24 protein-coding genes and 1 pseudogene are annotated in these 23,267 nt (G+C 48.3%); 16 read left to right on the top strand and 9 right to left on the bottom strand.

Annotated elements, in window-relative coordinates; translation table 11 throughout:
* Positions 1-335 precede the first annotated feature (335 nt).
* The 4 genes from C2U41_RS16680 to C2U41_RS16665 are packed head-to-tail and all read right to left on the bottom strand — an operon-like array spanning position 336 to position 2,043.
* A complete protein-coding gene (locus C2U41_RS16680; protein WP_032333283.1) occupies positions 336-650 on the bottom strand; it encodes a hypothetical protein in 315 nt (104 codons plus the stop codon).
* Between the two features lie 11 nt (positions 651-661).
* Positions 662-1,180 carry a hypothetical protein gene (locus tag C2U41_RS16675; protein WP_032333282.1) on the bottom strand — a complete coding sequence of 173 codons (519 nt, stop codon included), beginning with the start codon at positions 1,178-1,180 and terminating at the stop codon, positions 662-664.
* A 53-nt stretch (positions 1,181-1,233) separates the two neighbouring features.
* Entirely contained in the window at positions 1,234-1,761 is a 528-nt protein-coding gene (locus C2U41_RS16670) for a hypothetical protein (RefSeq protein WP_000108266.1), read from the bottom strand.
* Between the two features lie 12 nt (positions 1,762-1,773).
* Positions 1,774-2,043, bottom strand: coding sequence for a helix-turn-helix domain-containing protein (locus C2U41_RS16665; RefSeq protein ID WP_001442951.1), 270 nt, complete (start codon positions 2,041-2,043; stop codon positions 1,774-1,776).
* Between the two features lie 120 nt (positions 2,044-2,163).
* Here C2U41_RS16665 and C2U41_RS16660 point away from each other — a divergent pair, with 120 nt between their 5' ends.
* The 8 genes and pseudogenes from C2U41_RS16660 (at position 2,164) to C2U41_RS16630 (ending at position 6,471) form a co-directional block, all read left to right on the top strand.
* Entirely contained in the window at positions 2,164-2,544 is a 381-nt protein-coding gene (locus C2U41_RS16660; RefSeq protein ID WP_032333280.1) for a hypothetical protein, read from the top strand.
* A gap of 157 nt (positions 2,545-2,701) precedes the next feature.
* Positions 2,702-3,244 carry a hypothetical protein gene (locus tag C2U41_RS16655; protein ID WP_000174655.1) on the top strand — a complete coding sequence of 181 codons (543 nt, stop codon included), beginning with the start codon at positions 2,702-2,704 and terminating at the stop codon, positions 3,242-3,244.
* A 22-nt stretch (positions 3,245-3,266) separates the two neighbouring features.
* On the top strand, positions 3,267-3,755 hold the full coding sequence (locus C2U41_RS16650) for a JAB domain-containing protein (protein ID WP_045146589.1): 489 nt from the start codon (positions 3,267-3,269) through the stop codon (positions 3,753-3,755).
* Positions 3,756-3,842: 87 nt separating this feature from the next.
* Positions 3,843-4,274, top strand: coding sequence for a DUF2787 family protein (locus C2U41_RS16645; protein ID WP_032333279.1), 432 nt, complete (start codon positions 3,843-3,845; stop codon positions 4,272-4,274).
* A 62-nt stretch (positions 4,275-4,336) separates the two neighbouring features.
* On the top strand, positions 4,337-4,702 hold the full coding sequence (locus C2U41_RS16640) for a type IV toxin-antitoxin system YeeU family antitoxin (RefSeq protein WP_032333278.1): 366 nt from the start codon (positions 4,337-4,339) through the stop codon (positions 4,700-4,702).
* A 109-nt stretch (positions 4,703-4,811) separates the two neighbouring features.
* A pseudogene (locus tag C2U41_RS30175) lies at positions 4,812-5,168 on the top strand (TA system toxin CbtA family protein); the annotation flags it as partial.
* A gap of 96 nt (positions 5,169-5,264) precedes the next feature.
* Positions 5,265-5,429, top strand: coding sequence for a DUF905 family protein (locus C2U41_RS30170; RefSeq protein WP_232248709.1), 165 nt, complete (start codon positions 5,265-5,267; stop codon positions 5,427-5,429).
* A gap of 94 nt (positions 5,430-5,523) precedes the next feature.
* A complete protein-coding gene (locus tag C2U41_RS16630; RefSeq protein WP_032333276.1) occupies positions 5,524-6,471 on the top strand; it encodes a tyrosine-type recombinase/integrase in 948 nt (315 codons plus the stop codon).
* A gap of 234 nt (positions 6,472-6,705) precedes the next feature.
* Here C2U41_RS16630 and C2U41_RS16625 read toward each other — a convergent pair whose 3' ends face one another.
* Entirely contained in the window at positions 6,706-7,200 is a 495-nt protein-coding gene (locus C2U41_RS16625; RefSeq protein ID WP_063857557.1) for a hypothetical protein, read from the bottom strand.
* 192 nt (positions 7,201-7,392) lie between these two features.
* On the opposite strand from C2U41_RS16625, the gene C2U41_RS16620 reads away from it, so the two are divergent.
* The 7 genes from C2U41_RS16620 (at position 7,393) to C2U41_RS29525 (ending at position 16,395) form a co-directional block, all read left to right on the top strand.
* Positions 7,393-7,587 carry a helix-turn-helix transcriptional regulator gene (locus C2U41_RS16620; protein WP_032333275.1) on the top strand — a complete coding sequence of 65 codons (195 nt, stop codon included), beginning with the start codon at positions 7,393-7,395 and terminating at the stop codon, positions 7,585-7,587.
* 1 nt (position 7,588) lies between these two features.
* Positions 7,589-8,464 (top strand): hypothetical protein, encoded by an 876-nt coding sequence (locus tag C2U41_RS16615; RefSeq protein ID WP_032333274.1) that lies wholly within the window; start codon positions 7,589-7,591, stop codon positions 8,462-8,464.
* A 386-nt stretch (positions 8,465-8,850) separates the two neighbouring features.
* Positions 8,851-10,773 carry a type I restriction-modification system subunit M gene (locus tag C2U41_RS16610; RefSeq protein WP_032333273.1) on the top strand — a complete coding sequence of 641 codons (1,923 nt, stop codon included), beginning with the start codon at positions 8,851-8,853 and terminating at the stop codon, positions 10,771-10,773.
* Between the two features lie 136 nt (positions 10,774-10,909).
* Complete coding sequence (locus C2U41_RS16605; protein WP_103848291.1) at positions 10,910-12,106, top strand: restriction endonuclease subunit S; 1,197 nt, start codon at positions 10,910-10,912, stop codon at positions 12,104-12,106.
* Positions 12,103-13,020 (top strand): DUF5655 domain-containing protein, encoded by a 918-nt coding sequence (locus C2U41_RS16600; protein ID WP_023063267.1) that lies wholly within the window; start codon positions 12,103-12,105, stop codon positions 13,018-13,020. Before C2U41_RS16605 ends, C2U41_RS16600 begins: the two co-directional genes overlap by 4 nt.
* A gap of 1 nt (position 13,021) precedes the next feature.
* Positions 13,022-16,126 carry a type I restriction endonuclease subunit R gene (locus C2U41_RS16595; RefSeq protein WP_032333271.1) on the top strand — a complete coding sequence of 1,035 codons (3,105 nt, stop codon included), beginning with the start codon at positions 13,022-13,024 and terminating at the stop codon, positions 16,124-16,126.
* Positions 16,127-16,224: 98 nt separating this feature from the next.
* Positions 16,225-16,395, top strand: a complete 171-nt coding sequence (locus tag C2U41_RS29525) for a hypothetical protein (protein WP_000069461.1) — start codon at positions 16,225-16,227, stop codon at positions 16,393-16,395.
* On the opposite strand, the gene C2U41_RS16590 is transcribed toward C2U41_RS29525, so the two are convergent.
* Positions 16,392-17,009 (bottom strand): Fic/DOC family protein, encoded by a 618-nt coding sequence (locus C2U41_RS16590; protein WP_034167216.1) that lies wholly within the window; start codon positions 17,007-17,009, stop codon positions 16,392-16,394. The genes C2U41_RS29525 and C2U41_RS16590 overlap by 4 nt on opposite strands.
* A gap of 364 nt (positions 17,010-17,373) precedes the next feature.
* Here C2U41_RS16590 and C2U41_RS16585 point away from each other — a divergent pair, with 364 nt between their 5' ends.
* Positions 17,374-17,517 carry a hypothetical protein gene (locus tag C2U41_RS16585; RefSeq protein ID WP_003034206.1) on the top strand — a complete coding sequence of 48 codons (144 nt, stop codon included), beginning with the start codon at positions 17,374-17,376 and terminating at the stop codon, positions 17,515-17,517.
* A gap of 82 nt (positions 17,518-17,599) precedes the next feature.
* On the opposite strand, the gene C2U41_RS16580 is transcribed toward C2U41_RS16585, so the two are convergent.
* From C2U41_RS16580 to C2U41_RS16570, 3 genes are all read right to left on the bottom strand, one after another.
* Entirely contained in the window at positions 17,600-18,601 is a 1,002-nt protein-coding gene (locus C2U41_RS16580; RefSeq protein ID WP_032938334.1) for an AI-2E family transporter, read from the bottom strand.
* Positions 18,602-18,665: 64 nt separating this feature from the next.
* On the bottom strand, positions 18,666-21,719 hold the full coding sequence (locus tag C2U41_RS16575; protein WP_103848292.1) for an efflux RND transporter permease subunit: 3,054 nt from the start codon (positions 21,717-21,719) through the stop codon (positions 18,666-18,668).
* Complete coding sequence (locus C2U41_RS16570) at positions 21,719-22,804, bottom strand: efflux RND transporter periplasmic adaptor subunit (protein ID WP_103848293.1); 1,086 nt, start codon at positions 22,802-22,804, stop codon at positions 21,719-21,721. Before C2U41_RS16570 ends, C2U41_RS16575 begins: the two co-directional genes overlap by 1 nt.
* Positions 22,805-23,267 lie beyond the last annotated feature (463 nt).

Genomic DNA, 23,267 nt, shown 5'->3' with positions numbered 1-23,267 from the left:
TTAAGGCGCACACCATTACAAGCAGTTGCTCATATTGAGGGAAAGTTAATAAAGAAACTTAACGGCATTTCCTCTTTTGCGCACGTTTCAATTGCCTTGATATCCAGTCTTGGTTACGTTTGCGAATTTTTTGTTTCATTGGCTACTGTTCTGATTCGACTCACTTATTAATCAATGATCTTACTGTATTCCAACGCCATGCTTTGTACAGGAATGTCCGCTTTTCGCTCATAGCAGACGGTTTATAATAATTGTGCCCTGCTGGAGGGCACATCGCTATGTGAAATTTCAATTGATGCAGATTGGTTTTGCCAACTTAAGTTAAGCTTGGTTTCTCAATCCTTTTTCCCATCCAGCATGTCAATCATCATGGGATAAATTCTGTCGCAACTTATCTCTGGATTTTGTACAGCAAAATTCCATCCTTCATCCATCGCAGCAGCAACTTCAGTTGTTGAAGCTATGGGCCAGTCGCTTACGGTGCCATAGACTTTACGGATGGCCTGGTTCTTGTCCATACCCGAACGCTGCTGCTGGCACATACTGACCATCACTTCTGCGGCCTGAGCAGGCTGGCTTACCGGGTACGCTGCCAGCGCCGGAGCGGATACTGTTGTGATGAGCAGTGCGGTAATAATATGCTTCTTCATTGTGTTACCCCTCACTGAACCGGAATACCCTGGACCGGGCTGTTGTCCCATGTCATCGGTCGGTCTTCCGGAATTGCCGGGGCACTGTCAGTGGCCGGTTTGTCAAAAACAGGTTTTGCGCTGGCGGGAAGGTCATCCGGTGAAATAACTCGAGTTTTCACACCCAGCTTCCCACCAACAGCGGCGTTCATCTGGTCGCAGAGGGTTTTTATCTGGAGCCGGATACCGCTCTGGTTTATTCCTTCGCTTTTGAATTGCTGCTCAAGAATAAAGCGGTCCTGAAGGGAATGGTAATAGTTAATATTGTCCTTCGTTAATGTCATGATGTTGCCGGTATTATCCTGATAGCGATTGCTGCGGATAAGTTTGTCCAGTGCGGTTAAGGCCTCATCGCCAGTGTAACCATACTGGTGGCAGGTATTCAGGGTGGCATAAGCCTCATACAGCCCCTGCAAATTTTCTGCGGGGAGTGTTTTTGCCCCGGCACAACCTGAAAATGCCAGAAGCAACATGGCAGCGGTTTTCCTCATCTTCGGTGATCTCCTTTCATTGACGTTTTCATTATCCGTTATGCGCGCTACCGTTAACGGATGCGGATATTTCTGGTGATTTTCCTGGGTGTCAGCGGGCTGCGTTTTTCCACAAAGAAATACGCAACATTGAACGCTGATTTACGATGGTTGCCTCGGCCCAGGGAGGGCCAGTTTCTGAAGGACTCAATCTGTTCTTCGGTATAGGGCGTGTCAGAAAAATCGAACAGTACCAGCAGGGCTTTGCCGTCATACTTCATCAGTTTCTTTACCTCCGTGCTGTTGACTGAGGCTGACAGTGCAGAACGGGCGGCTCCTGGCTTACGGACGGCGAACTCCACCGCCACATCGTCAATGACGAAATCAATATAGCCATGCCCGGAGATACTGCCGGGCAGTTTCCCCCGGACTTCCGGTGAGACGCTGTCGGCAAACCAACCCAGCAGGTAGCAGCGTACCAGCGGTAGCAACTCCCGTTCACTGCATTCGTTAAGGCGCAGGGTTTTGACAAATGCTTTCCGGTAAAGGGAACTAAAAAGGTACTCAAAGCATTCCGTTACTTCAGTAATGGTGGTCGACATACCCTGCTTCCTTCAGCTTTCGTTTTTGACAGACCTACCTGCATAGCGCTCAGGCCAGATGGTTTCGGGCGTAGTGTTCAGTGCCTCCGCAATAATCTTTTCCGCCCGCGGATAGTGGCGCTCAAAAGCGTTATTCAGCGTCCTGGAAGCCAGCCCGTGTTGCCGGGAGAGAGCTGACAGGGAAAGTCCCCGCTTATGCAGGGCGGCGACAATATCTGCCCGGTGCCAGTTAACAGCACTTCCCTTACTTCGCTTTTTTTGCGAATCTGTTGAGTTACTCAATGTATTCACTCCGGGTTGTTAGTACCGGAGATATTAAAAGCGAACAAAAGGAAGTTATCAAGTTCCTTTTATGGTTATTTGCGCTCATTTAACTAACGCTTTGATAAGAGGTGAAATTTTATGAGCAGTGAACAGATGACTGAGCCCTGTGATGCCGGAATGACGGACAGGGGGGAGTGGCTTACAGCAGAGCAGTTTGCCGGAATGGAAGGAATGCCGGGCACAGCGAAAGGGGCGCGGCTACGTCTGGAAAAGCTCACAGCCCTACATCCGGAAATCCGCCGCAAACGCACCAGTGGGAAGGGGTTTCTGTACCATATCAGCGCGGCAGGGATGGCGTTGAAAAGTGAGCGGGATGCGGCAGATACCTCAGCAGACGAGCAGCTTAACCTGTGGATACAGTTGTTCCGTACCATGAAACCGGCCTCTAGGGATAAACTTTTGCAGCAGGCTCTGGCTCAGGTTGCAAGGGACCTGTCTGAAGGAGACGTTAACCAGTAACAAGTGAAGGAGTCGCTGGATAAGTGATAACAAGAATCACTTGCATTAATATATTGATTTTGTTATAATTTATACAGTGGCAGCCATCATGCGCTCAGCCACTGTATCACCACCATTCCGGCTGGTTCACAGCCATCACTTATCCCGGAAATTTACAATGACACTTCCTCGAGACGTTCATGCGTCCCGCCAGGGACAGCATGACTATTTGTGTGGCATCTACAGCCTGATTAATACCCTGAGTTACCTCTATGACGGCAGAGTAAGGCGGGAAAAATTAATGTACCGCCTGCTAAGCAGCTATAAGCGACGATGGGACTTATTTGATCTCCTGACGCTTGGCCTGGATGAAGAGCAGATGGACCACCTGATAGCAGATGTTCTGCTGAGAGGGCATTACGCCCAACATTATCCCCTCTATTTTCATACTCCCTTCCGTTATCGAACCTTGAGAACTCACCGAATATTTCATGATATCAGCGACTGGCTGGCTTCACCGGAGAATCAAGCGCAGCGCGTGGTGATTATGGGGACCACATGGCACTGGTCAGTGGTGGTTCGTACCGATGCTACCCGGTTGTTTTTGTTTGATAGCCTGGGGATACGCAGCCAGCGAAAGGACACGTTTTCAGTACAACCTGAGCTGAAGCGCCATACGTTGCTGCCGGATGCCATTTACTTTGTTGAACGTGAATTCTGAACTAAAAGGTAAGGAGTACATCATGACGTTTATCGCAAGTGATCGTAGCGGTCATTATCAGACGCTGGAGCCGGTTACCCGCGAACAGATTATCCGGTTTGCCCATTCTTTGCTGACCCGCCAGTTTCGCAATCGCCGAAAAATCACCTCATCTGAAGATGTACGTCAGTGGCTGGTGATGAAGCTGGCGCTTGAAAACCGTGAATCTTTTGGTGTGATAATGCTTTCACAGCAACATCATATTCTCGGCTACCAGACATTGTTTACCGGTACGCTGAGCCAGACGATGGTTTATCCCCGCGAAATAGTCAGCCTGGCACTGACGCACAACGCTGCTGCTGTGATACTGGTGCATAACCATCCCAGTGGTGAGCCTGAACCGAGCCAGGCCGATAAACTCATTACCCAAAAAATTACAGACGCACTGGCGTTGCTGGATATCCGCGTGACCGACCATCTCATTGTGGGAGGCGACAAAGCCTGGTCTTTCGCTGAACACGGGTTACTGTGAGTTACCTGGTTTAATACACATTAACCACGGTAATCCACGTTCGCCTTATCCCTTCATTTTTAAACTGTAAATACTGAGGTTTTACCCATGAACATCAATGCCGTTATTCAACCGGCAGGCTTTGTGCTGCCTGTCAGTCTGCAGCTGTTCGACATGTTGATGGCAGAGGCGGGCGAAATACCTGCCAGTAAACATCGCGTCACCGCCGTTACGCTCAACTTCCGGGACCCGGACTACAGCGTGGAGCGGGGCGGTTATCACCCGGTGGAAATCCGGCTAGTTCACCAGGGGGACGAGTGGTGTCTGGACTACGCCACCGATTTTGGCTATGTCGGCAACGTTTATCCCGAGCTTGAGAAAATCATCGATATCAGCTGGTCGCAGGGCTATGTCTGGCACTGCCGTACAGGGGATTTGTCCCCGTCTGAGGCCCGGGCGCTATACACCCTGTGGGAGCGCAACTTCCTGAGCTATCACGCCAGCGGGGTCTACACCACCCGCGTGATGTGGGAAAGCTGAACTGAAGATAATAAAGCCCTGCCGGAGGCGTATCTCACTGGCTGGAATATGGAGACACAAATATGACCCATTCAACACATACACCGTCGCCAGCAACCCCCTGGTGGGGGCTCTGGCGTGATGTGACGCCGCTGTTTGGTGCACGACTGGTACAGGAAGGCCACAACCTACATTTTCTGGCCGACCGGGCCGGGTTTAGCGGTGTGTTCAGCGAAAGCGATGCACGCCATCTGGACCAGGCCTTTCCGCTGTTCATGAAGCAGATGGAAGGCATGCTGTTGTCTGGTGAGCTGGAGCCGCGCAGGGCGAAGGGCATCACACTGCAGGCGAAGGAACTGACTTGTGAGGCTGATACGCTTGGCTCCTGCGGCTATGTATATATCGCCATTTATCCCACTCCTGTCCCGGTTCCAGCAACACAGGACTGAACATATCCGTTCTCTCTTCTGCCGGGCGGATTTCCATAAGCGCGGGCCGGGTTGCCGTTCATGTTCGCGCCTTTTTCAATACTACCCACATTATCACGAGAATACTGTCATGAAAAAACAACCTGTCTCACCGACACGGGTGGCATCGTGCTGCCTGTCGCCTGCTGAAGTCTGGCGCACCCTGCTGACTCACCTGTTGGCACAGCACTACGGGCTTACCCTCAGCGATACGCCGTTTGGCGAGGAAGACACCATTCAGGCGCATATTGAAGCCGGTGTTCCCATGGCGGAGGCCCTGAATGCTGTCGTTGAGATGTATGATCTGGTACGCACAGACCGGGACAATGCGGGCTTTATCCTTGGCTCCCCATTGATTACTACTATTGATGTTCTCCGGGCGCGAAAAGCCACCGGGCTTCTGAATCGGGGAACGTATAAGGCCGTCAGCCATATCACGCAGGGGCGCAGGTCTGCCCCGGACCGCGCCACAATCGCTGAACCCGGAGCGCCGTTGCCGTTGCTGCCATCGGACACGTTCACCCGACAGGATGCGGAGCGTGTTGTGTCAGCGTATGACCGTGTCGCTATTGAGGATGACCAGCATACCCACTTTCGGCTGGCAATACGCGATGCTGAAGGTCAGCTTATCTGGCGGGTCTGGAACTTTGAGCCCGGAGCCGGGCAGGGTCTTAACCACTATCTGCAACGCTATGGCGTGAAAAAATGACCACGCAGGGCTGAATGACATTACCAGATGAATTGACTGCTTCCCCGGCCTGCATGGCCGGGATACTCCATTTTTCAGTATTAAGGATGATGTTATGACCTCGAACCACAAGGGCAGGCGCGCGGAAACTGTACGCCTGCAAAACGTCTCCACCACCAATCCGGCACAGCTTTGGCTGGCAGGTCTGGCGCCTGCCGGGCGCAAGGGGATGCAAAGCCAGCTTCGGCGCTGTGCCGGTATCCTGCTTCCGGGCTCGGATATCGACAGTTACCCCTGGCAGATGCTGAACTACACGGGGGTGATGCTGGTGCGCTCGGCGCTGCTGAATGAGGGCTATGCTGTTGCTACCGTGAACATGGCGCTGTCGGCGCTGAAGTCAGTTGCCGGAGTGGCCTTCAGTATGGGGATACTGGATGCTGATATGCTGGAGCGGATACGCAACGTCAGGCGGGTCAGTGGTGACGGTTGTCGGCAGGGGCGTGCGCTGGCCCGCCATGAAATCCGGTCAATGCTGACGGCGGCAGCGACGTATTCCTCCGTGCGCTGTCAGCGCGAGCGGGCCATTTTATTGCTTCTGTGTGGTGCCGGGCTGCGTGCGGGTGAGCTGGTTGCCCTTAATGTTGAGGATATTGACGTCTCCACGGGGATCGTTTGGGTCAGGGAGGGGAAAGGGCGCAAAAGTCGTGATATTCACCTTGCCGTAAAGGTTTGGACACAGCTGCGGCGCTGGCTAAAGTGCCGGGGAGGGCATGAGGGGCCGTTATTCAGTCGTATCAGCTTGGCAGACCGGCTTGGGCCACGTAGGCTTACCACTACCGGATTGACGGGGCTGTTGGCACAGCTACGCCAGGCCGCTGGCGTGGACTATTTTACCCCGCACGACCTCAGACGAACGTTCATTACACAACTATTGGAACAGGGAACCGACCTCAACGTGGTACGCCAACTGGCAGGTCATGCCGATATCGCCACAACCACCCGCTATGACTACAGGGGCCGAGGTATGCTGGACAGGGCCTCCCGAGCGTTCTGTTGCTGGTAAATCGTAATGGGGGGGATGGCCTTCGTCACCTGCTGGCTAAACAATCAAACGGGGCCAGGGACTATTTTTGATGACTCACAGGCACGTCCAGGGCGGGCTTAGTGCTATGGGGAAGCCGGGAAAGTACGACCAACTCACCACTCCTGATGAATGACACTATCGTACTTCGCGGCCTGGGTATTCCAGAGATACTTGCAGTGTACAGTCTTACCGCCTGGCGCCTCTGCTGAGGCATCATTTTTCCAGTTGTATGTCATTATTTACATACTGACTAATATCATTTTCACTCCATTCCCCTTTCTTCCTATTCGGCGCTCTGTAGCTGCTTTCATTCATGATTTCAGCAACCTCTGCAAGTCTGCGTCTATGTGTATTACGCTGACCTTTCTCGTAAAGCTTGTTAATCATCGTCCGGAGAAAGAACTTATGAGGATTGTCTGTCGCTTCGCTGGCTCTGCACTCAGTGCCCAGATTTTTAGCCACAATGTCTGATACCACTTTTTCCCCTAAGCATGCTTCTGCCTGACTGTGGATACCGGCAGTGACAGCTATACTGCGGAACATATTGATTTCATCGCCCTTCATTTTACCTTCTGACAAGTTTTCCTGAAGTAACGCCAGTAATTCCAGTGTGGTTTCGTCAAGATAAACTTTCACCTGGGTCAGTCCCGCATCTGTCCGCATCTTTGTCGACCGCTGCTGGCGGCTCATCTGTTTTTTCCCTGCCATGTGTGGCTCCCTTCTTTAGCCATTTTAACCACTCTAGCATCTCCCATGTCTGGCCGACATTGATCATACACAAGTGTCGGCCCGACAATGAAACGTCTAACGTGCTTGCAGACGTCCCAAAACGTAGCCGCAGCTTCCGAATTTCGATCTTGTGAATAAGGCACTCCTTGAACTGCTCAAGAGTGCAGAAATATGAACGAGATGAAACTGGTGAAAATTCGGGTCGTACTGGAGCGCTGTGCGGTGAGCCGCGCCACGTTGTACCGGATGATTGAGAAAGGCACTTTTCCACGCCCTAAATCCCTGACTGGAGGGCGAGCGGTAGCCTGGCTGGAAAGTGACGTCAGTGAATGGATTGCTTCCCGCGTCACTACAGGAGGCTGCTGATATGTTTGGTGCAAAAGACCGCATTGCGCGATCAGTATACGTATCGCTGACAGAAGAAGAGCGCCAACTGGAAAAGCTGGCTCTCACCATTCCAGGGTTTGAAACCCGGGATCGGATGGAGAAAGAGCGCCAGTACCGTATAAGAGCAATACAAAAAGCTGTCCAGCAGGACAGGAATGATAACGAGAATGAAAGCAAAGAAGTCAGAAAAGCACACAAAAAGTGGCGAGGAAAGGCTCTTCGGCTAAAGAGGAAACTTAAAGCCTGTATGTTAGATAAGCCATGTGGCAGTGCTGCGTGCCCACAGTGCTTCCGCCTGCACAGGTTACGTAAACTGGCTGAACTGGCCCCGCTGCGGGGGTGTATGAGCGCGTACAGAGTGGTTACGCTGGTTTATTACGATGCCATGCTGGAAGAAGAGCAGATCAGTTGCTGGGACCATAAGAAATTCCGGGAACGGGTCTACAAGATGGTAAAAAGAGCCGGATTTACGGACAAAATAGTGGGGGGCTATGAGCTGGATTTTCACACCGATATTCAGCGCTGGATGCCTCATTTGCATCTGCTGATGCCAAGAGAGCCTGGCGCGCTCAAAACGCTAAGGAAGGCGATGAAAAGAGACAAAAATATACGGGCCAGAGCAGGGATAATTAGTCGACCAATGAAAAGCCAAAAACTAAGGGATTTTGATGCGCAGGTAACTTACTGTTTCAAGGGGATGTGGCAGGAAGTAAGACCCTACCCTGATGAGGTTGGCAAAAGGAGGACCCGCAAGCACAGGCTGCCACCTGTTCTACTGGCACGGGCGCTATGTAAGCAGGATGAGATGGGGTTTACTGGACTGACATTTACTTCTGGGGTGAGAACCCGTAAGTAGTTTGTCCATAAGACAGGATGTCCATAAGCGTTTAGACGCATGTAAGCCATCAGTTGATACACTCAATGGGTATGTATATCTATATGGGTGTATCAACACTATTCAGTGAATATCGTCGGTCATGGTGTCAGATTACATCTGGCTTAAATGTTTCACAGCCCAGATGTGTCCTCCAATAATAAGTAATGTTTCCATCAGTATCTGGTCCCATCCATACCTTTTGATTGAGAAAAAGCATTAGCACTTCTGTTCATGTGGGCGATTCCAGTAATCCACGACACGTCACCCGTATGTAGCCTTACAAGAGAAAAGACTTCGCAGTTTTCACTTCTTCTTGTCCTCTCCGCTTTTACGTGGACAATAGGGCAAAATCAAGAGGTAATAAAATGACTAATTTTTCTTCAATGGCGGCTTTCTTATGGTCCGTCGCTGACTTACTACGTGGTGATTTCAAGCAATCTCAGTATGGCAGAGTGATTCTGCCATTTACCGTTCTTCGTCGTCTTGAGTGCGTGCTTGCGCCTACCAAACAGGCTGTACTTGATAAGTTACCTGTGGTTGAAAAGCTTGATGAGAACGCTGCCGATGCAATTCTTCGCCACGCTTCCGGGCAACACTTTTACAATACTTCGCCGTTGGACCTCAGTAAGTTGGGGGAAACACAGCCACGACTTAATCTTGAACGTTACATTCGCTCATTCAGCTATGACGCGCGTGAGATCTTCGAACACTTTAAATTCTATGAGTTTATACAGCAGCTTGATGATGCCAATTTACTCTACAAAGTAGCCAAAAAATTTGCCGAGGCTGATTTGAGCCCTTCTTCTGTCAGTAACCACGATATGGGGCTGATATTTGAGGACTTGATCCGCCGGTTTGCAGAAGGTTCTAACGAAACGGCGGGTGAGCACTTTACGCCACGGGATATCGTGCGACTGACAACCTCTCTGGTGTTTGCGGACGACGATGCAGCGTTGACTAAACCGGGACTGATCCGCCGCATCTACGATCCTACTGCCGGGACAGGCGGCTTCCTTTCCAGTGGTATGGAATACCTGCATGGAATAAATCCCAGTGCCAGCCTTCGGGCCTATGGTCAGGAGCTAAACCCAGAGTCTTACGCTATCTGTAAAGCGGACATGCTGATCAAGGGACAAGATATCAGCAATATCAAGCTGGGTAATACCCTCTCTGACGATCAGCTCTGGAATGAGCGTTTTGATTACTGCCTGTCCAACCCACCGTTTGGCGTTGACTGGAAAAAGATTGATACCGTTATCCGCAAAGAACATAAAAAGGGCTACGATGGGCGTTTTGGACCCGGTTTGCCGAGAGTATCCGATGGTTCTTTGCTGTTCTTGCTGCACCTGATTAGTAAGATGAACGATAACAGCCGTATCGGGATCATTCTTAATGGTTCGCCACTCTTTACCGGAGGTGCGGGCAGTGGTGAAAGCGAGATCCGCCGCTTTGTGCTGGAACAGGATCTGCTGGATGCTATTGTCGCGTTGCCGACCGATATGTTCTACAACACCGGGATTGCGACTTACATCTGGGTACTCAGCAATCATAAACCGAAAGAACGTAAGGGCAAGGTGCTGCTGATTAATGCCACGGAGCAATTTGCGCCGATGCGGAAATCTCTTGGTAGTAAGCGTAAAGAGTTAACGGAAGCGCAGATTGACGAGATTGTGAATCAGTATACGCGCTATCAACCTTCGGCTAATGTTAAGCTGTTTAAAACCTCTGATTTTGGCTATCGCCGTATTACGGTGGAAAGACCGCTTAAGCTGGCATTTTATCCACGCGATCTTGATCGTCGCGTAGCGTTGCTGGCGGATAAAGACTGGTCCAAATATGGTGATTTAGAGTTATTAGCCGCTCTGGATGCAATGGATGATAAATATTTAAGCCGGGAAAAATTCAAAAAAGCATTGCCGAAAGTTTCTGCTGCTCAGTTTAAGTTGTTGATAAAACACTTAAGTGAAACAGATGAGAATGCTGAAGTTTGTAAAACTAAGGGTAAGCCAGAACCTGACGCCAGTTTGCGTGATTATGAAAATGTGCCGTTGAGTGAATCTGTTGAAACGTATTTCACACGCGAGGTATTACCCTATATACCTGATGCGTGGATCGATATCGAAAAAACCGATCCTTATGATGGACAGGTCGGTTTAGTGGGTTATGAAATTCCTTTTAACCGCTATTTTTATCAGTATCAGTCGCCACGTTCCTTGGAAGAGATTGATCGCGACTTGGATGAAGTGAGCAGAGAAATTATGGTCTTGCTGGCGGAGGTCCATTCGTGAAGTACAGAGCATATTCAGAATATAAAGACTCTTGTGTGGAATGGCTTGGAGAGATCCCTGCTAGATGGACACTTGAGAAATTCAAATACTTGTTCCAAGTAAGTAATGAAAAAATGGTGTGGAGCCTGTTGGGCAGATGTTATCTGTATCCGGTTATAGGGGAGTAGAAGTAAAAGAGTACAATGATGAGGCAAAGAAAAGAACGCTTGAAGAAGTAGCAGAATACCGTGTTGTGAGAAAAGGGCAGTTAGTTGTTAATACAATGTGGCTTAACTATTCTGGCCTAGGTGTTTCCGATTATGAAGGATATGTTAGTCCTGCATATAGGGCATATAGGTTTACAAAAAATGTTAATAAGAAATATATACATTATTTGTTGCGTTCAAATCCATACGTCATGGCTTATACTTCGCAAATGCAAGGTATAAGACCAAATTCATTACAAATTAAAACAGATGATTTTCAATCATTGCCTGTACTTTTGCCTTCAGTAGTTGAGCAGGAGTGTATTGCGAAATTTTTAGATTACGAATTGGATAAGATTGACCTATTAATCGACAAACAAGTTCGACTCATTGAACTTCTGAAAGAAAAACGGCAAGCGGTGATTTCTGATGTCGTAAGAAGAGGGTTAAATCATCGTGTTAAGCTCAAAGTTTCAGGAAATGAGTGGTTAGGTGAAGTGCCTGAGCACTGGGGGGTATCCCAGATAGGTTGGCTTTGTAAAGTTGGTAATGGCAGTACTCCTAATAGAGATAATCAATCCTACTGGCTTTCAGGTGATTACCCATGGCTTAATAGCTCTAAAGTAAACGATGATATTGTTACTAATGCAGAGCAATTTGTCACTTCAAAAGCATTGTTGGAGTGCAGTTTACCTTTAGTAAAAAAAGGTAGCGTCATCATTGCAATTACAGGGGAAGGGAAAACGAGAGGTACCTCCGCGTTATTGATGATGGATGCCACTATTAATCAGCATATTGCTTATATGACTCCTTTGTCAAAAAATAAAATATTACCAGAATATCTTCATTTATGGCTTCAAAGTAAATATGATCAGATTCGTTTTGAATCATCTGGTGGGGGCAGTACAAAGGCCGCAATAACTTGTTCTGACGTGAAAAAATATATTATCCCGCTACCGCCATTAAATGAGCAGAAAGTTATTGTTGCTGATGTTGAAGAAAAAAAACGATGTTTCAATACCCTTGTGATGCATTGTGAACAGCAAATATCTTTGCTAAAGGAGCGTCGTTCCGCCCTAATTTCCGCTGCCGTAACAGGTAAAATCGATGTACGCAACTGGCAACCCGCTGCTAAGGACGCTGCATGAGTGATATCCAGCTCTTTCGTTATGGTAAAAACGGTGTCTCTGAACTTCCGGGAAAATCAGCAGCCATTGAAAAAGATCTTCAGAAACTGATCGAGTCTCATATGGAGGCTTTCCTTGGGGTACGTTTTTTGGCGACAGAATACAGCACAGGCAAGACCCATAAGGGGCGCATTGACTCATTGGGGCTGGATGAAAACAACACGCCAGTGATTATCGAATATAAACGTCAGAGTAACGAGAACGTCATTAATCAGGGGTTGTTCTATCTGGACTGGCTATTAGATCATCAGGCCGAGTTCCGTTGGCTGGTGATGGATAAGTTTGGCAAACAGGTTGCTGACGATATCGATTGGTCCAATGCCCGTGTGATTTGCATTGCGGCAGATTTTACCAAATATGACGAGCATGCCGTTGCGCAGATTAACCGCAATATCAATCTTATCCGCTATAAGCTGTTTAACCCTGATCTCCTGATGTTTGAGCTGGTGAATGCTGCTACCGAGACTCACAAGCCTCAGCCTGTTGCAATAGAGAATCAGGTGCCGAAGCAGAAGAAAAATGCTCAACGCTATCGTCTGGATAAGTCTTCCCCTGAACTGGTTGCGCTTTATCAGAATATCTGTGATTTTGCTGATAGCTTGGGTGATGAGGTTCAGCGCAAAGAGTTACTGCTTTATACTGCGTTTCAGAAGATAAAGAATTTTCTAAGCGTCGTGATATGGCCCACAGCCAAAGAACCACACGTCAAGCTTTACCTGAAACTAAAACCGGAGCAGGTGATCATCTCTGATATCGTCAGAGATGTTACTAATTTGGGACACTGGGGAACCGGTGATATTGAGGTGGTTGTCCATAATCAGGCAGATTTAGCAAAAGCTAAGTTACTGATTGAGCAAGCGTATCAAGAGAACTGATATGGTATCTAAATCCGCAGAACTATTATTCCAGAATCACATTATTGAGCAACTATCATCCAGTGGTTGGTTATTTGGAAGCTCATCCGGCTATGATCGTGAAAGGGCGATTTATCCAGAAGATGCGCTTGCTTATGTACAGGAAACCCAGCCGGAAGTCTGGGACAAGTTTTGCGGAATTTATCCAAAAGATACAGATGTACATTTTCTCAACGCGGTTGAGAGACATCTTTCGGCTAAAGGAACCTTGTGGACGCTGAGACATACCTTAGCGGATCGCGGTGCTCGTTTTCAGCTTTGCACCTTTAAACCCGATCATGACCTTAATCCAGACTTGCTGGTTCGCTATTGCGCTAACCGTTTACGAGTAGTACCTGAACTGATTTATTCGCCCAATGGTTATGATGGCCGCATTGATTTGACATTGTTCCTGAATGGGTTGCCTGTCGCCACACTTGAACTGAAATCGGCGTTTAAACAATCGCTTGATGCGGCAAAACTACAGTATATCAATGACCGCCAGCCAAAAACCGGAAATAAACCAGAACCACTGTTGACCTTCAAACGCGGTGCGCTGGTCCATTTTGCGGTCAATCAGTATGAGGTGGCGATGACCACCAAACTGGATGGAAAGAAAACCTTTTTCCTGCCTTTTAACCGGGGAACCGCAGAAGGCGGGGCGGGTAACGATCAACCATTAGAGGGGTATGCGACAGCCTATCTATGGCAGGAAATCCTGCAACCGGATAACTGGCTGCGTATTTTGGGGCGCTACTTACATCTGGAGCAAAAGCGCGTTGATGATGCGCTTGGTCATCAGGAAATCAAGGAAACCCTGATTTTCCCGCGTTACCACCAATGGGTCGCTGTTCAGTCATTGCTGAATGCCGTTCGCGTGGAGGGAACAGGGCAAAAGTACCTTATTCAGCATAGCGCTGGTTCCGGTAAATCCAACTCAATAGCTTGGTTATCCCATCAGTTAGCGTCATTGTACCGCCCGGATGGTAACAAGTTTTTTAATTCGGTAATCGTTATTACAGACCGCACTGTGTTGGATGGTCAATTGCAGGACACGATTTACCAGTTTGAACATCAGGATGGTGTGGTTTGTAAAATCAGCCGTGAGTCGGGTAGTAAGTCTTCGCAACTAACCGAGGCTTTATCGTCTGGTACGGCAATTATCATCGTGACGATCCAGACTTTCCCGCATGTGCTCAAAGCTATTCAGGAAAGTACTGGTCTGAAAGGACGAAGCTTTGCTGTTATCGCTGATGAAGCACACTCAAGTCAGACGGGAACGACTGCTCGACAGCTTCGCGAAGTGCTGATGGCGGAAAAAATAGATGAAGAAGAAATGGATGGTCAGGATGTTATCAATGCGACGCTTGAGGCTCGCAGAGGTTCCTCTGATATAAGCTATTTTGCCTTTACTGCCACGCCTAAAGCCAAGACGTTAGAGCTGTTTGGTAGACCGCCTCATCCCGAAATGCCTTTGGCGAATGACAATAAACCGAAGCCATTTCATCTGTATTCAATGCGACAGGCGATCGAAGAAGAGTTTATTCTGGATGTTCTGAAAAATTACACCAGCTATGGGCAGGCTTATCGTCTGGCACATGATGCCGAAGATAAAGAAGTCGACCGCAAAAAAGCCAAAACGCAGTTGAGCAAGTGGGTTCGCTTACACCCTCACAATATTGCCCAGAAATCACAGGTCATCATTGAACATTTCCGTGAGCATGTTGCTCATTTACTAAATCACGAAGCGAAAGCGATGGTAGTAACCAGCAGTCGCCTCGAAGCAGTAAAATATAAGCAGGCGTTTGATAGCTATGTGCGAGAAAAAGGCTATAAACGTTTAACAGCAATGGTGGCGTTCTCAGGTGAAGTTGTCGATGAGGGCGAAAGCTACACGGAAAACTCGATGAACCCTGGCCTGCAAGGTCGGGATATGCGTAAAGCATTCGATACTGATGATTATCAGGTGATGCTGGTCGCTAATAAATTCCAGACAGGCTTTGACCAGCCCAAACTGGTCGCCATGTACGTTGATAAAAAACTCAAGGGCGTGGATTGTATTCAGACACTATCCCGTCTTAATCGTACGTATCCGGGGAAAAGCAGCACATTTGTTCTTGATTTTGTTAATGATCCTCAGGATATTCTGGCTGATTTTAAAGAGTATTATCAGAATGCCGAACTGGTGCAGGTATCCGATCCCAACCTTGTTTATGCCATTTTCCATAAGCTGAATGAACAGCATATATGGCAATGGCATGAAGTGATTAATTTTTCTGATGCTTATTTTGACCCGAAACGTGGTCCTGAAGCGCTAACGGGGTATTGTAAACCAGCGGTAGATCGTTTTACTCATCGTTACCGCTCCGCGATGGATGTATTACGAGGGGCGTTATCGACACTCGAAGATGCAAAGAAAAGCGGCGATGAAACTTGGCGAGTAAACTGCGAACGTAGTGTTAAGCAAGCTCGTGAAGCGAAGGACGTGCTGGATACGTTCAAAAAAGATATGAATAGCTTTATCCGTTTTTACGAGTTTGCTTCGCAAATTGTCGATCTGGCAGATGAAGAACTGGAACGCTTAAATGTCTTTGCTCGCCACTTGCTGCCGTTGTTAAGAGAGGAGCGGCTTGATGACGATCTTGATATCAGTCAGGTACAGCTAACACACTATAAACTGTGGGAAAAGCGCACCCAGGATCTGAAATTACAAGAAGGGGGAGAAGGACTTAAAGGGATCACCAGCGTCGGTGGCTCAATTGCTGAAAGGCCGAAAGATCTATTATCGCACATTCTGGAACAGCTAAATGAGTTGTTTGGCGAAGAAACGACTGATGCTGACAAGCTGGTATGGCTTGATGGCGTGGCGGCTAAAGTTTCCGAAAATGATTCTGTGATGGATCAACTTCGCCATAACGATATCGAGCAAATCATGCTTGGGGATTATCCTCAGGCCGTACAGAATGCTGTCATCGAAAGCATGGGGGCGTTTGAGAAACATTCAGTTGCTTACCTGTCTGATAAGGATGTTGCCCGTTTAGCCAATCGTTTCATACTTGATGTATTACTTAAAGGGCTTGGCCGATGAGTGAGTCTTTGACGGGGCTTAATGTGAATTCGCGCAGAAAGTTTGGTATAATGCTTAGATGATGTTTTCAGCCCAGATTTTGCTTTTCAGGAGTAATTATGAGCAACAACAAAAAAACTCAGGCAAGCTATGCTAAGCCGTCTCGTGCTGACATCGTTCGCTCAGTAGCAACATCTACGGCTGTTGAAACAGGGCAGTCCTCCGCGAAGATCGAAGCTTCCCTTGAAGCTACACGCAAAAAATTTGCTCATTTACGTCTTGCGGTTTAGCCCCTTCTTAATGCTTCTCTGACCCAGTGTCTCATCGGCTCGTAGTCCATTGATACGCCCGCATGGATAGCCGAGATATACTGGGTTTTGTTTTGCTCCCAGCTTTTATAATCCAGCGGTTTGTATCCTCCCTGAACGGCCATAACGTCGGCTAATAGTCGCGACAAACGCCCGTTTCCTTCTCTGAATGGATGGATGAGTATCAGCTCGACATGGGTTATGGCGATAGCGGTGATGAGTTGTTCTTCGTCCATGCCGCTACACGGCGTGTATTGAGTCAGATACTTCGTGTCGAACTCGTTCAGCAGTTTTGGCAACTGTGCTGAGGGGGCAAACATAAAGCCGCCTTTGCTGATATTAACCGCTCTTTCTTGTCCAGCCCACTCGTAGATGTTACCTAACCAGCGGCGATGCCAGCTTTTTAGCAGGGCTACGCTGAGTTGTCCTTCCGGGAACTGTTCTTCAAAAACAGACTGGTAGAGTTGTTCTAACAGGACAAGTTCAACCTCATCCATCTCATCAGAAGTAGCGATCCCCAGCTTATTAGCCAAAACCTGCTCGCCAGAGTCTTTCTCATACTGGCCTTCACTGCTGGATACATGGTATCGGCTCATGGGGATGCCCTGTGTTATTAGATGGATGGGAAAACAGAGGGAGTATAACGCTGGATGAGTACAGCAAACAATATTCTTAAAATCAGATAGTTACATAAATGTAGGTTGAAATATGGTTTTTATTTTCTGGTGGAAAATTATCTTTAATAATCAGCATTAACACACCAATGCATCATCGGCGTGTGAGAGTCTAGGTTTTCTATTGTACTCATTGGAGTGTGATGTCCATATTTCTTAATTTTTCATGAGTTAGTGAATTTTATGGTTATCATTAGGTTTCACGTTGTCTCATCGAATATCATGAAATCCTACAGTTAACAGTAGGATTTCATGACGGTATGAGGTGCATGATAACGGAGTCTTTATGGCAGGAAAACAAGAGGGAAAGCCACTTTCGTTTAAAGCGGTAAAAATGATGAAGCCTGGTGGCAAAGATGAAGCTGACGTAGGCGAAAATCGTGGTTTACGTCTCTCATCTGGTGCCACCAGGATGAAGTCTTTTTTCTAACGTTACGCGAGTCCCCGACTGGTAAACTTATTCAGTTTAAAATTGGTAACTTTCCACAACTTCTCTCGTCTGCATATATACGTCATTCCAGTTCACGTAATGCTTGCCACACTTTTTTCAGTAAAAAGGTGAGTGGAATGGCCAGTATAGCTCCAGTTATGCCAAGTAGTGCCTGCCAGATCAGGAATGCCAGTAGTTGAACCGTCAGTGGTAAATTCAACCGTTTGCCGAGCATAAGTGGTTCCATCACTGAACTCAGGGAAAGGTTTAGCACCACGAAAAATCCAACGACCAACAGGCCGGCCTGTATATCGAAAAAGATCATCGTCTGAAGGACCGGCGGAATCGCGGCAAGTAAGGAGCCGACCACCGGGACATAATTGAAAATAAACATCAGCATGCCCCAGAGAAAAGCAAACTTTAAACCCAGTAGCCAGGCGGCGGCCCAGACAACCAGGCCACCGAGCAGTCCCGTCAGCGTTTTTACGCGTGCATAAACGATCACGCTTTGTATGCCTTCCAGCAGCGCACGGATCACACCCGAACGATGTTGAGTGGTGCGCAGAGTGGTTTTTAACACTGGCAGTTCGTACAACATAAATAGCAGCATAAGAAATACCATCAGCCACCAGGACAACATGCCCGGAATCAGCGACAGCTGGCTGGTTATCAGACGAAGTATGGCACTGGTATCGATGAAACTAAGCACCAGATTGGTGGAAAGGAAAATACCCGCCTCGCTCAGAAAAAATGTCAGAGCATGAAGCTGGGTGGCGATCTGAACCGATGCCAGGCGACTGAGCTGAATTAACCCCGGTGCTGAGGCGCTGAGCGAGCTGATGATAATAACGATCAGTAACAGCAGAGCCACAATCACTGATAGCGAAGTAAGGAGTCGAGGGAGTCCGTGTTTCTCCAGGCGTTCGATCAGTGGATCAAGCATCACGGCGAGAAACAGCGCCAGGAGGACCTGATTAACCAGTGGTGCTGCCATGTGCAATCCAGCCAATAGTATGGTCAAACATGTCAGCAAAAGTAGCCCCTGAATAAGGGGCGTTAATGATTTTAACCCGCTCTGATGCATTGACGTCTGTTCTCCTGTAAACGACAAGCAGCCTGTCGATTTTTAACATTTACCCCGTGATGTTTCATGGTGTCTCCGGACGGTGCAGGCAGTCATAGAGGACCGGCAGAACCATTAAGGTAAGGATTGTCGCAAAACCCAGACCAAACATAACAACCACGGCCATGCCCTGAAAAAAGACATCCCTCAGCAGCGGCGCGAAACCCAGTACAGTGGTGAAGGTTGTGAGCAGAACAGGACGTAAACGTGAAGTGGCGGCGGATATAAGCGCTTCATGTTGCGGCTTCACCTGTTTCTGATGCTCAATCTCCTCAACCAGGACAATCCCGTTACGGATCAACATTCCACTCAGACTCAGCAAACCTATCAGGGCCATGAAGCCAAACGGAATGTCGATAAGTAAAAACCCTGTTGTGACGCCAATTAATGCCAGCGGCACGGTAAGCCAGATGGCGAAAGCATTTTTCAGCGAACTAAACATCAACACGGTAATGGTGAACATCACCAGATAACCTAACGGCAGGGTAGAGAACAGGCCTTGCTGTGCCTCGCTTGAACTTTCCGCATCTCCTCCCCACGTAATGTTGTAACCGTGCGGCAACGGAATCTGTTCAATCTGTGGGCGAACGCGTGCCAGAATATCGGCGGAAGTGGCATTGCTCAGTGGGTCAGGGTTGGTCATGATGGTCATAACCCTGCTGCGATCGCGACGCAGAATCAGTGGATTTTCCCACTGTAATATGAACCCATCGACCACGTTACTGAGCGGAATGTAGCGTTGCTGATTTTGGCTCCAGACCTGGACATTATTAAGATGATTAATGTCATGCCGCTCGTTTTCGGGCGGACGCACGACTATCGGCATCATATCCGTGCCTTCGCGATATAGCCCGATGCGACTGCCGGAAAAATTCATTTCCAACGCGTCATCTACTTCTTTTTTATCCACACCTAACTCTTGACCGAGCACTGGATTATATTGTGGGCGAATGACTTTACTGCGGTTTTGCCAGTCGTTACTTACACTACTGGTATCGCGATTGTCGGCCAGAATAGTACTTACTTTGCTGGCAATCTGGCGCATGATATCGGGCGCTGTCCCTCTGATGCGTACCTCAATACTGCTACTGCCCGCAGGGCCAAACATCACGCGATTGGTACTGGCATTGACCTGCGGGTAATCCTGCGCGATAACGGTATCCAACTGGCTCGTCAGTACCCCAATATTGCGCTCATTGTCCATTCTTACCATGATTTGTGCGTAATTGCTGTACTGGCGCTGACCGTTGTAAGTCAGGATAAACCGCATTCTGCCATGACCTATCGTTGACACCGTGGAAACCACGCCCGGGCGACCGTCAATTATTTTTTCAATATCACTAGCCATCTTTTCCGTGGAGGTGATGTCCGAACCATAAGGTAGCCACAGATCCACAAAAAAAATCGGTGTACTGGCTGAAGGAAAGAAATTTTGTCGTACCGAGCCAAAGCCCCAGATTGCCAACGCCAGCAGTACTGCCATGACTGAAAGTGTGGCTGTTTTGTGTGCCAACAGTGTATTCAGGATACGCTGATAGAGTCGGTAAAAACTGCCACTATAGGGAGCGAATTCTGATGGCTGCTTAAGAGGGGATTCGGTTTTAAATAGCCACCATTTAACCAGTGCTGGCGTAATGGTTAGGGCCGTGAACCAGCTCAGCATCAGTGAAATTAACAATACCTGAAACAGCGATTTACAGTATTCGCCCGTTGAGTCCTGTGACAGGCCAATAGGAGCAAATGCCAGGATAGCAATAATTGTGGCTCCCAACAGCGGAAGTGCGGATCGCCGAATAATTAAGTTTAGCGCTTTTACCCCTGACACGCCCTGCTGACGCGAAATGAGTAATCCCTCCACAACCACTATCGCATTATCTACCAGCATACTCAGCGCGATTATCAGCGCTCCCAGGGAGATGCGCTGAAGCTCAAGTCCCCACAGATACATAATAAACAACGTGCCCAGCACATTGAGCGCTAATGACAGGGCTATAATAATGCCGCTGCTCAGCCCCATGAATATCACCAATATTCCGATGACTATCGTTAGCGCCATTAGAAAATTAGTAAGAAAGCCATTTACTGAAGATGCCACTTCAGCAGACTGGTCGTAAAATACACCGATCTGTATACCGGCGGGTTTTTCCTCAGACATCTGTAGTAACTTAGATTTCAGCGCTTGTCCCACGTCAATCACATTCACTCCGGGTATAAATGATACCCCCATCATCACGGCGGGTTGACCGTTGGCGTGATAAATGCTGGAGGGCGAATCAGCGAGACCGCGCGTGAGTGTGGCTATATCTTTCAGGCGTGTGCTGGCGCTGTCACCCGCTGGGCTAACAAGTAGATGGCCCAGTTCATCAAGATTTTCGAATTCGCCAGTGGAATGTATACGGATTGATTCTGTACCAGATTTTATCACCCCAGCGTTTGACACAACATTCAGTCGACTCAGCGCAGCGGATAGCTGAGCCGGCGTGATGCCGCGCGCAGCCATTTTTATCAGTGACACCTCTACATTGATCTGTGACGTTATGATTCCTCCGGTCATGACCTTGCCTACGCCAGGCACCAGTACCAGCTCACGTCGCAGCTGTTCGGCATATTGTGCAAGCTCTTTATTGCTGAAATTGTCACCGGAAATTGAGAAGAAAAATCCAAAAACATCGCCAAAATCATCGTTTACGAAAGGCTGCATGACACCAGGCGGAAATACGCGTCCTGCATCACCTACCCGACGACGTAATTCGTCCCAGATTTGGGGTAATTTATCCGAGTGGTAGTGCGAAGCGATGTTCACTGTGATTTGCGACATCCCGTTGGATGAAATCGAACTGATGTTATCCAGATAGGGCAGTTGCTGCAGGGCTTTTTCCAGTGGCAGTGTTACTTCTTCTTCTACTTGCTCGGCGGATGCCCCTGGATAGAGGGTAACAACCACGGCGCTTTTAATAGCAAACTCTGGATCTTCAAGACGACCGATGTTAAGTAGTGCAAAAATACCGCCGATACCTAGTAACAGAATGAGCAGCCAGACACGGACGGGATTATTAATAAACTGTCGGGAGATATCCATTACAGTCCCCCTTCACGTGTCCAGATACAGACCTGCTGCTGAGCATGTATTTCATTCACCCCGGCAGCGACCACCCGTTCACCGTTTGTTAGACCGTGGGTTATTACGATACCGCCCTCGGTGAGTTCACCAGTGGTTACACTGCGTTCTTCCAGCGTAAGCTGCTCGCCGCTGCCCTTTACCACCCAGACGTGGGGGTGATTGAGTGGGCTGTTGTCCGGGTTAAACACAGCTTCAACTGGCACGACCAGCTTTTCACGCAAGGTACTGACTGGCAGTTTTGACAGATCGATGGTGACCGTACCACTGACCCCAGCAACAGCAGGGAAGTCAGACGGTCGTGGCATGGTTAAAATCATCTTCCAGGTGAGCGTGTTATTGTTGCTGCTAGCCGAGTGCTCTTTGTAATCAGCCTGAAACTGGCGGCCAGGCAGTGCAGTGATTTGCACCAGTGGTCGATAGGTCACATTGCGAATGTCCATTGCGGTAAACAGGTTTTCCGGTACGCTGAATGCCACATCGAGCATGTCGGTGCGAGCCAGAGTGGCGATAGTTTGTCCGGCTGTCGCAACCTGATGGCTTCGAGCATTTACACTGACAGCGATACCGGAGAACGGGGCGGTGAGTATCATTTGGTTCAGTTCTTCACGAGCGATCTGTAGCGCCGCGTTTGCAGCATCTCTTTTGGCACGTTGTACATCCATCTCATCACGTGAGACGGCATGGCGCGCAGACAATGCCTGGAAGCGTTCAAACTGTCGCTGTGCGAGGTCGGCGGTGGTCTGCCGTTCTTTTACCCGTTGCCGGGCTTCATCGCTAGAGAGCCGGGCGATCACTTGTCCTTTCGCCACTGGAGTTCCCTGGCGGATATCAAGCCATTCAATACGGCCCGAGCGTTCAAAAGATAGTGCGGTGGAATCACTGTACTCAATTCTTGCGGGGAGAATACGTTGACGGGCCTTTTCAGACTTTCCCACCTCCACAACTTTAATTGTGCGAGGCTGAATGGGTAAATCTATTTCTTTCTGCTCGCACGCTGTAATTAAAAAAACGGCAAAGATAATCAGGGGTAAATAACGAGCCAATTTTATATCCTCAGCGATAATGATGTAATTAATTTTGTAGGGTTATATATGTGAGCGAATGAAAGCAGAATGCCAGCCAGAGGCTGACACAATGCAGACTCAGTTTGGTTGGTATATAACTTCCTTTAGTTTTTCCGCTAGTTACATGCATTCTTGTCGTACAAGAAGAAACAGATACAACACGGTCCTTACTCCGGAGGAATGGACAAGTTAATTCAAATTCTTATTGGTAAAATTTCATTCGCCGCCTTCAATATCACTGTGTATATAACAATGTTATATTTAGATGAAACCGGATCTCTGATAAATTGTGAATTCCAATCTCACTAATACTTAACAGATTCTTTAATATGTGATTTTTAATTAATACCGTATCCGCAACCGTAATGAGGGGTAGCCACTGGTACATGGTATGGTAAATTCAGGATGTTGTTTAATACTGCTGTGATTTAATATTAAAACA

It is taken from the genome of Citrobacter freundii complex sp. CFNIH4, from assembly GCF_002934505.1.
In the GTDB taxonomy this organism is placed as follows: Bacteria; Pseudomonadota; Gammaproteobacteria; order Enterobacterales; family Enterobacteriaceae; genus Citrobacter; species Citrobacter freundii.
This window is presented reverse-complemented; position numbering and strand designations above follow the sequence as displayed.

Bases quoted from the DNA above. Each gene is read 5' to 3' on its own strand.
- C2U41_RS16645 (WP_032333279.1), top strand. From the start codon at position 3,843: ATGAACATCAATGCCGTTATTCAACCGGCAGGCTTTGTGCTGCCTGTC.
- C2U41_RS16615 (WP_032333274.1), top strand. From the start codon at position 7,589: ATGTTTGGTGCAAAAGACCGCATTGCGCGATCAGTATACGTATCGCTG.
- C2U41_RS16660 (WP_032333280.1), top strand. From the start codon at position 2,164: ATGAGCAGTGAACAGATGACTGAGCCCTGTGATGCCGGAATGACGGAC.
- C2U41_RS16670 (WP_000108266.1), bottom strand. From the start codon at position 1,761: ATGTCGACCACCATTACTGAAGTAACGGAATGCTTTGAGTACCTTTTT.
- C2U41_RS16610 (WP_032333273.1), top strand. From the start codon at position 8,851: ATGACTAATTTTTCTTCAATGGCGGCTTTCTTATGGTCCGTCGCTGAC.
- C2U41_RS16630 (WP_032333276.1), top strand. From the start codon at position 5,524: ATGACCTCGAACCACAAGGGCAGGCGCGCGGAAACTGTACGCCTGCAA.
- C2U41_RS16590 (WP_034167216.1), bottom strand. From the start codon at position 17,009: ATGAGCCGATACCATGTATCCAGCAGTGAAGGCCAGTATGAGAAAGAC.
- C2U41_RS16680 (WP_032333283.1), bottom strand. From the start codon at position 650: ATGAAGAAGCATATTATTACCGCACTGCTCATCACAACAGTATCCGCT.
- C2U41_RS16640 (WP_032333278.1), top strand. From the start codon at position 4,337: ATGACCCATTCAACACATACACCGTCGCCAGCAACCCCCTGGTGGGGG.
- C2U41_RS16625 (WP_063857557.1), bottom strand. From the start codon at position 7,200: ATGGCAGGGAAAAAACAGATGAGCCGCCAGCAGCGGTCGACAAAGATG.
- C2U41_RS16595 (WP_032333271.1), top strand. From the start codon at position 13,022: ATGGTATCTAAATCCGCAGAACTATTATTCCAGAATCACATTATTGAG.
- C2U41_RS16620 (WP_032333275.1), top strand. From the start codon at position 7,393: ATGAACGAGATGAAACTGGTGAAAATTCGGGTCGTACTGGAGCGCTGT.
- C2U41_RS29525 (WP_000069461.1), top strand. From the start codon at position 16,225: ATGAGCAACAACAAAAAAACTCAGGCAAGCTATGCTAAGCCGTCTCGT.
- C2U41_RS16650 (WP_045146589.1), top strand. From the start codon at position 3,267: ATGACGTTTATCGCAAGTGATCGTAGCGGTCATTATCAGACGCTGGAG.
- C2U41_RS16605 (WP_103848291.1), top strand. From the start codon at position 10,910: ATGTTATCTGTATCCGGTTATAGGGGAGTAGAAGTAAAAGAGTACAAT.
- C2U41_RS16585 (WP_003034206.1), top strand. From the start codon at position 17,374: ATGGCAGGAAAACAAGAGGGAAAGCCACTTTCGTTTAAAGCGGTAAAA.
- C2U41_RS16655 (WP_000174655.1), top strand. From the start codon at position 2,702: ATGACACTTCCTCGAGACGTTCATGCGTCCCGCCAGGGACAGCATGAC.
- C2U41_RS16580 (WP_032938334.1), bottom strand. From the start codon at position 18,601: ATGCATCAGAGCGGGTTAAAATCATTAACGCCCCTTATTCAGGGGCTA.
- C2U41_RS16575 (WP_103848292.1), bottom strand. From the start codon at position 21,719: ATGGATATCTCCCGACAGTTTATTAATAATCCCGTCCGTGTCTGGCTG.
- C2U41_RS16675 (WP_032333282.1), bottom strand. From the start codon at position 1,180: ATGAGGAAAACCGCTGCCATGTTGCTTCTGGCATTTTCAGGTTGTGCC.
- C2U41_RS16600 (WP_023063267.1), top strand. From the start codon at position 12,103: ATGAGTGATATCCAGCTCTTTCGTTATGGTAAAAACGGTGTCTCTGAA.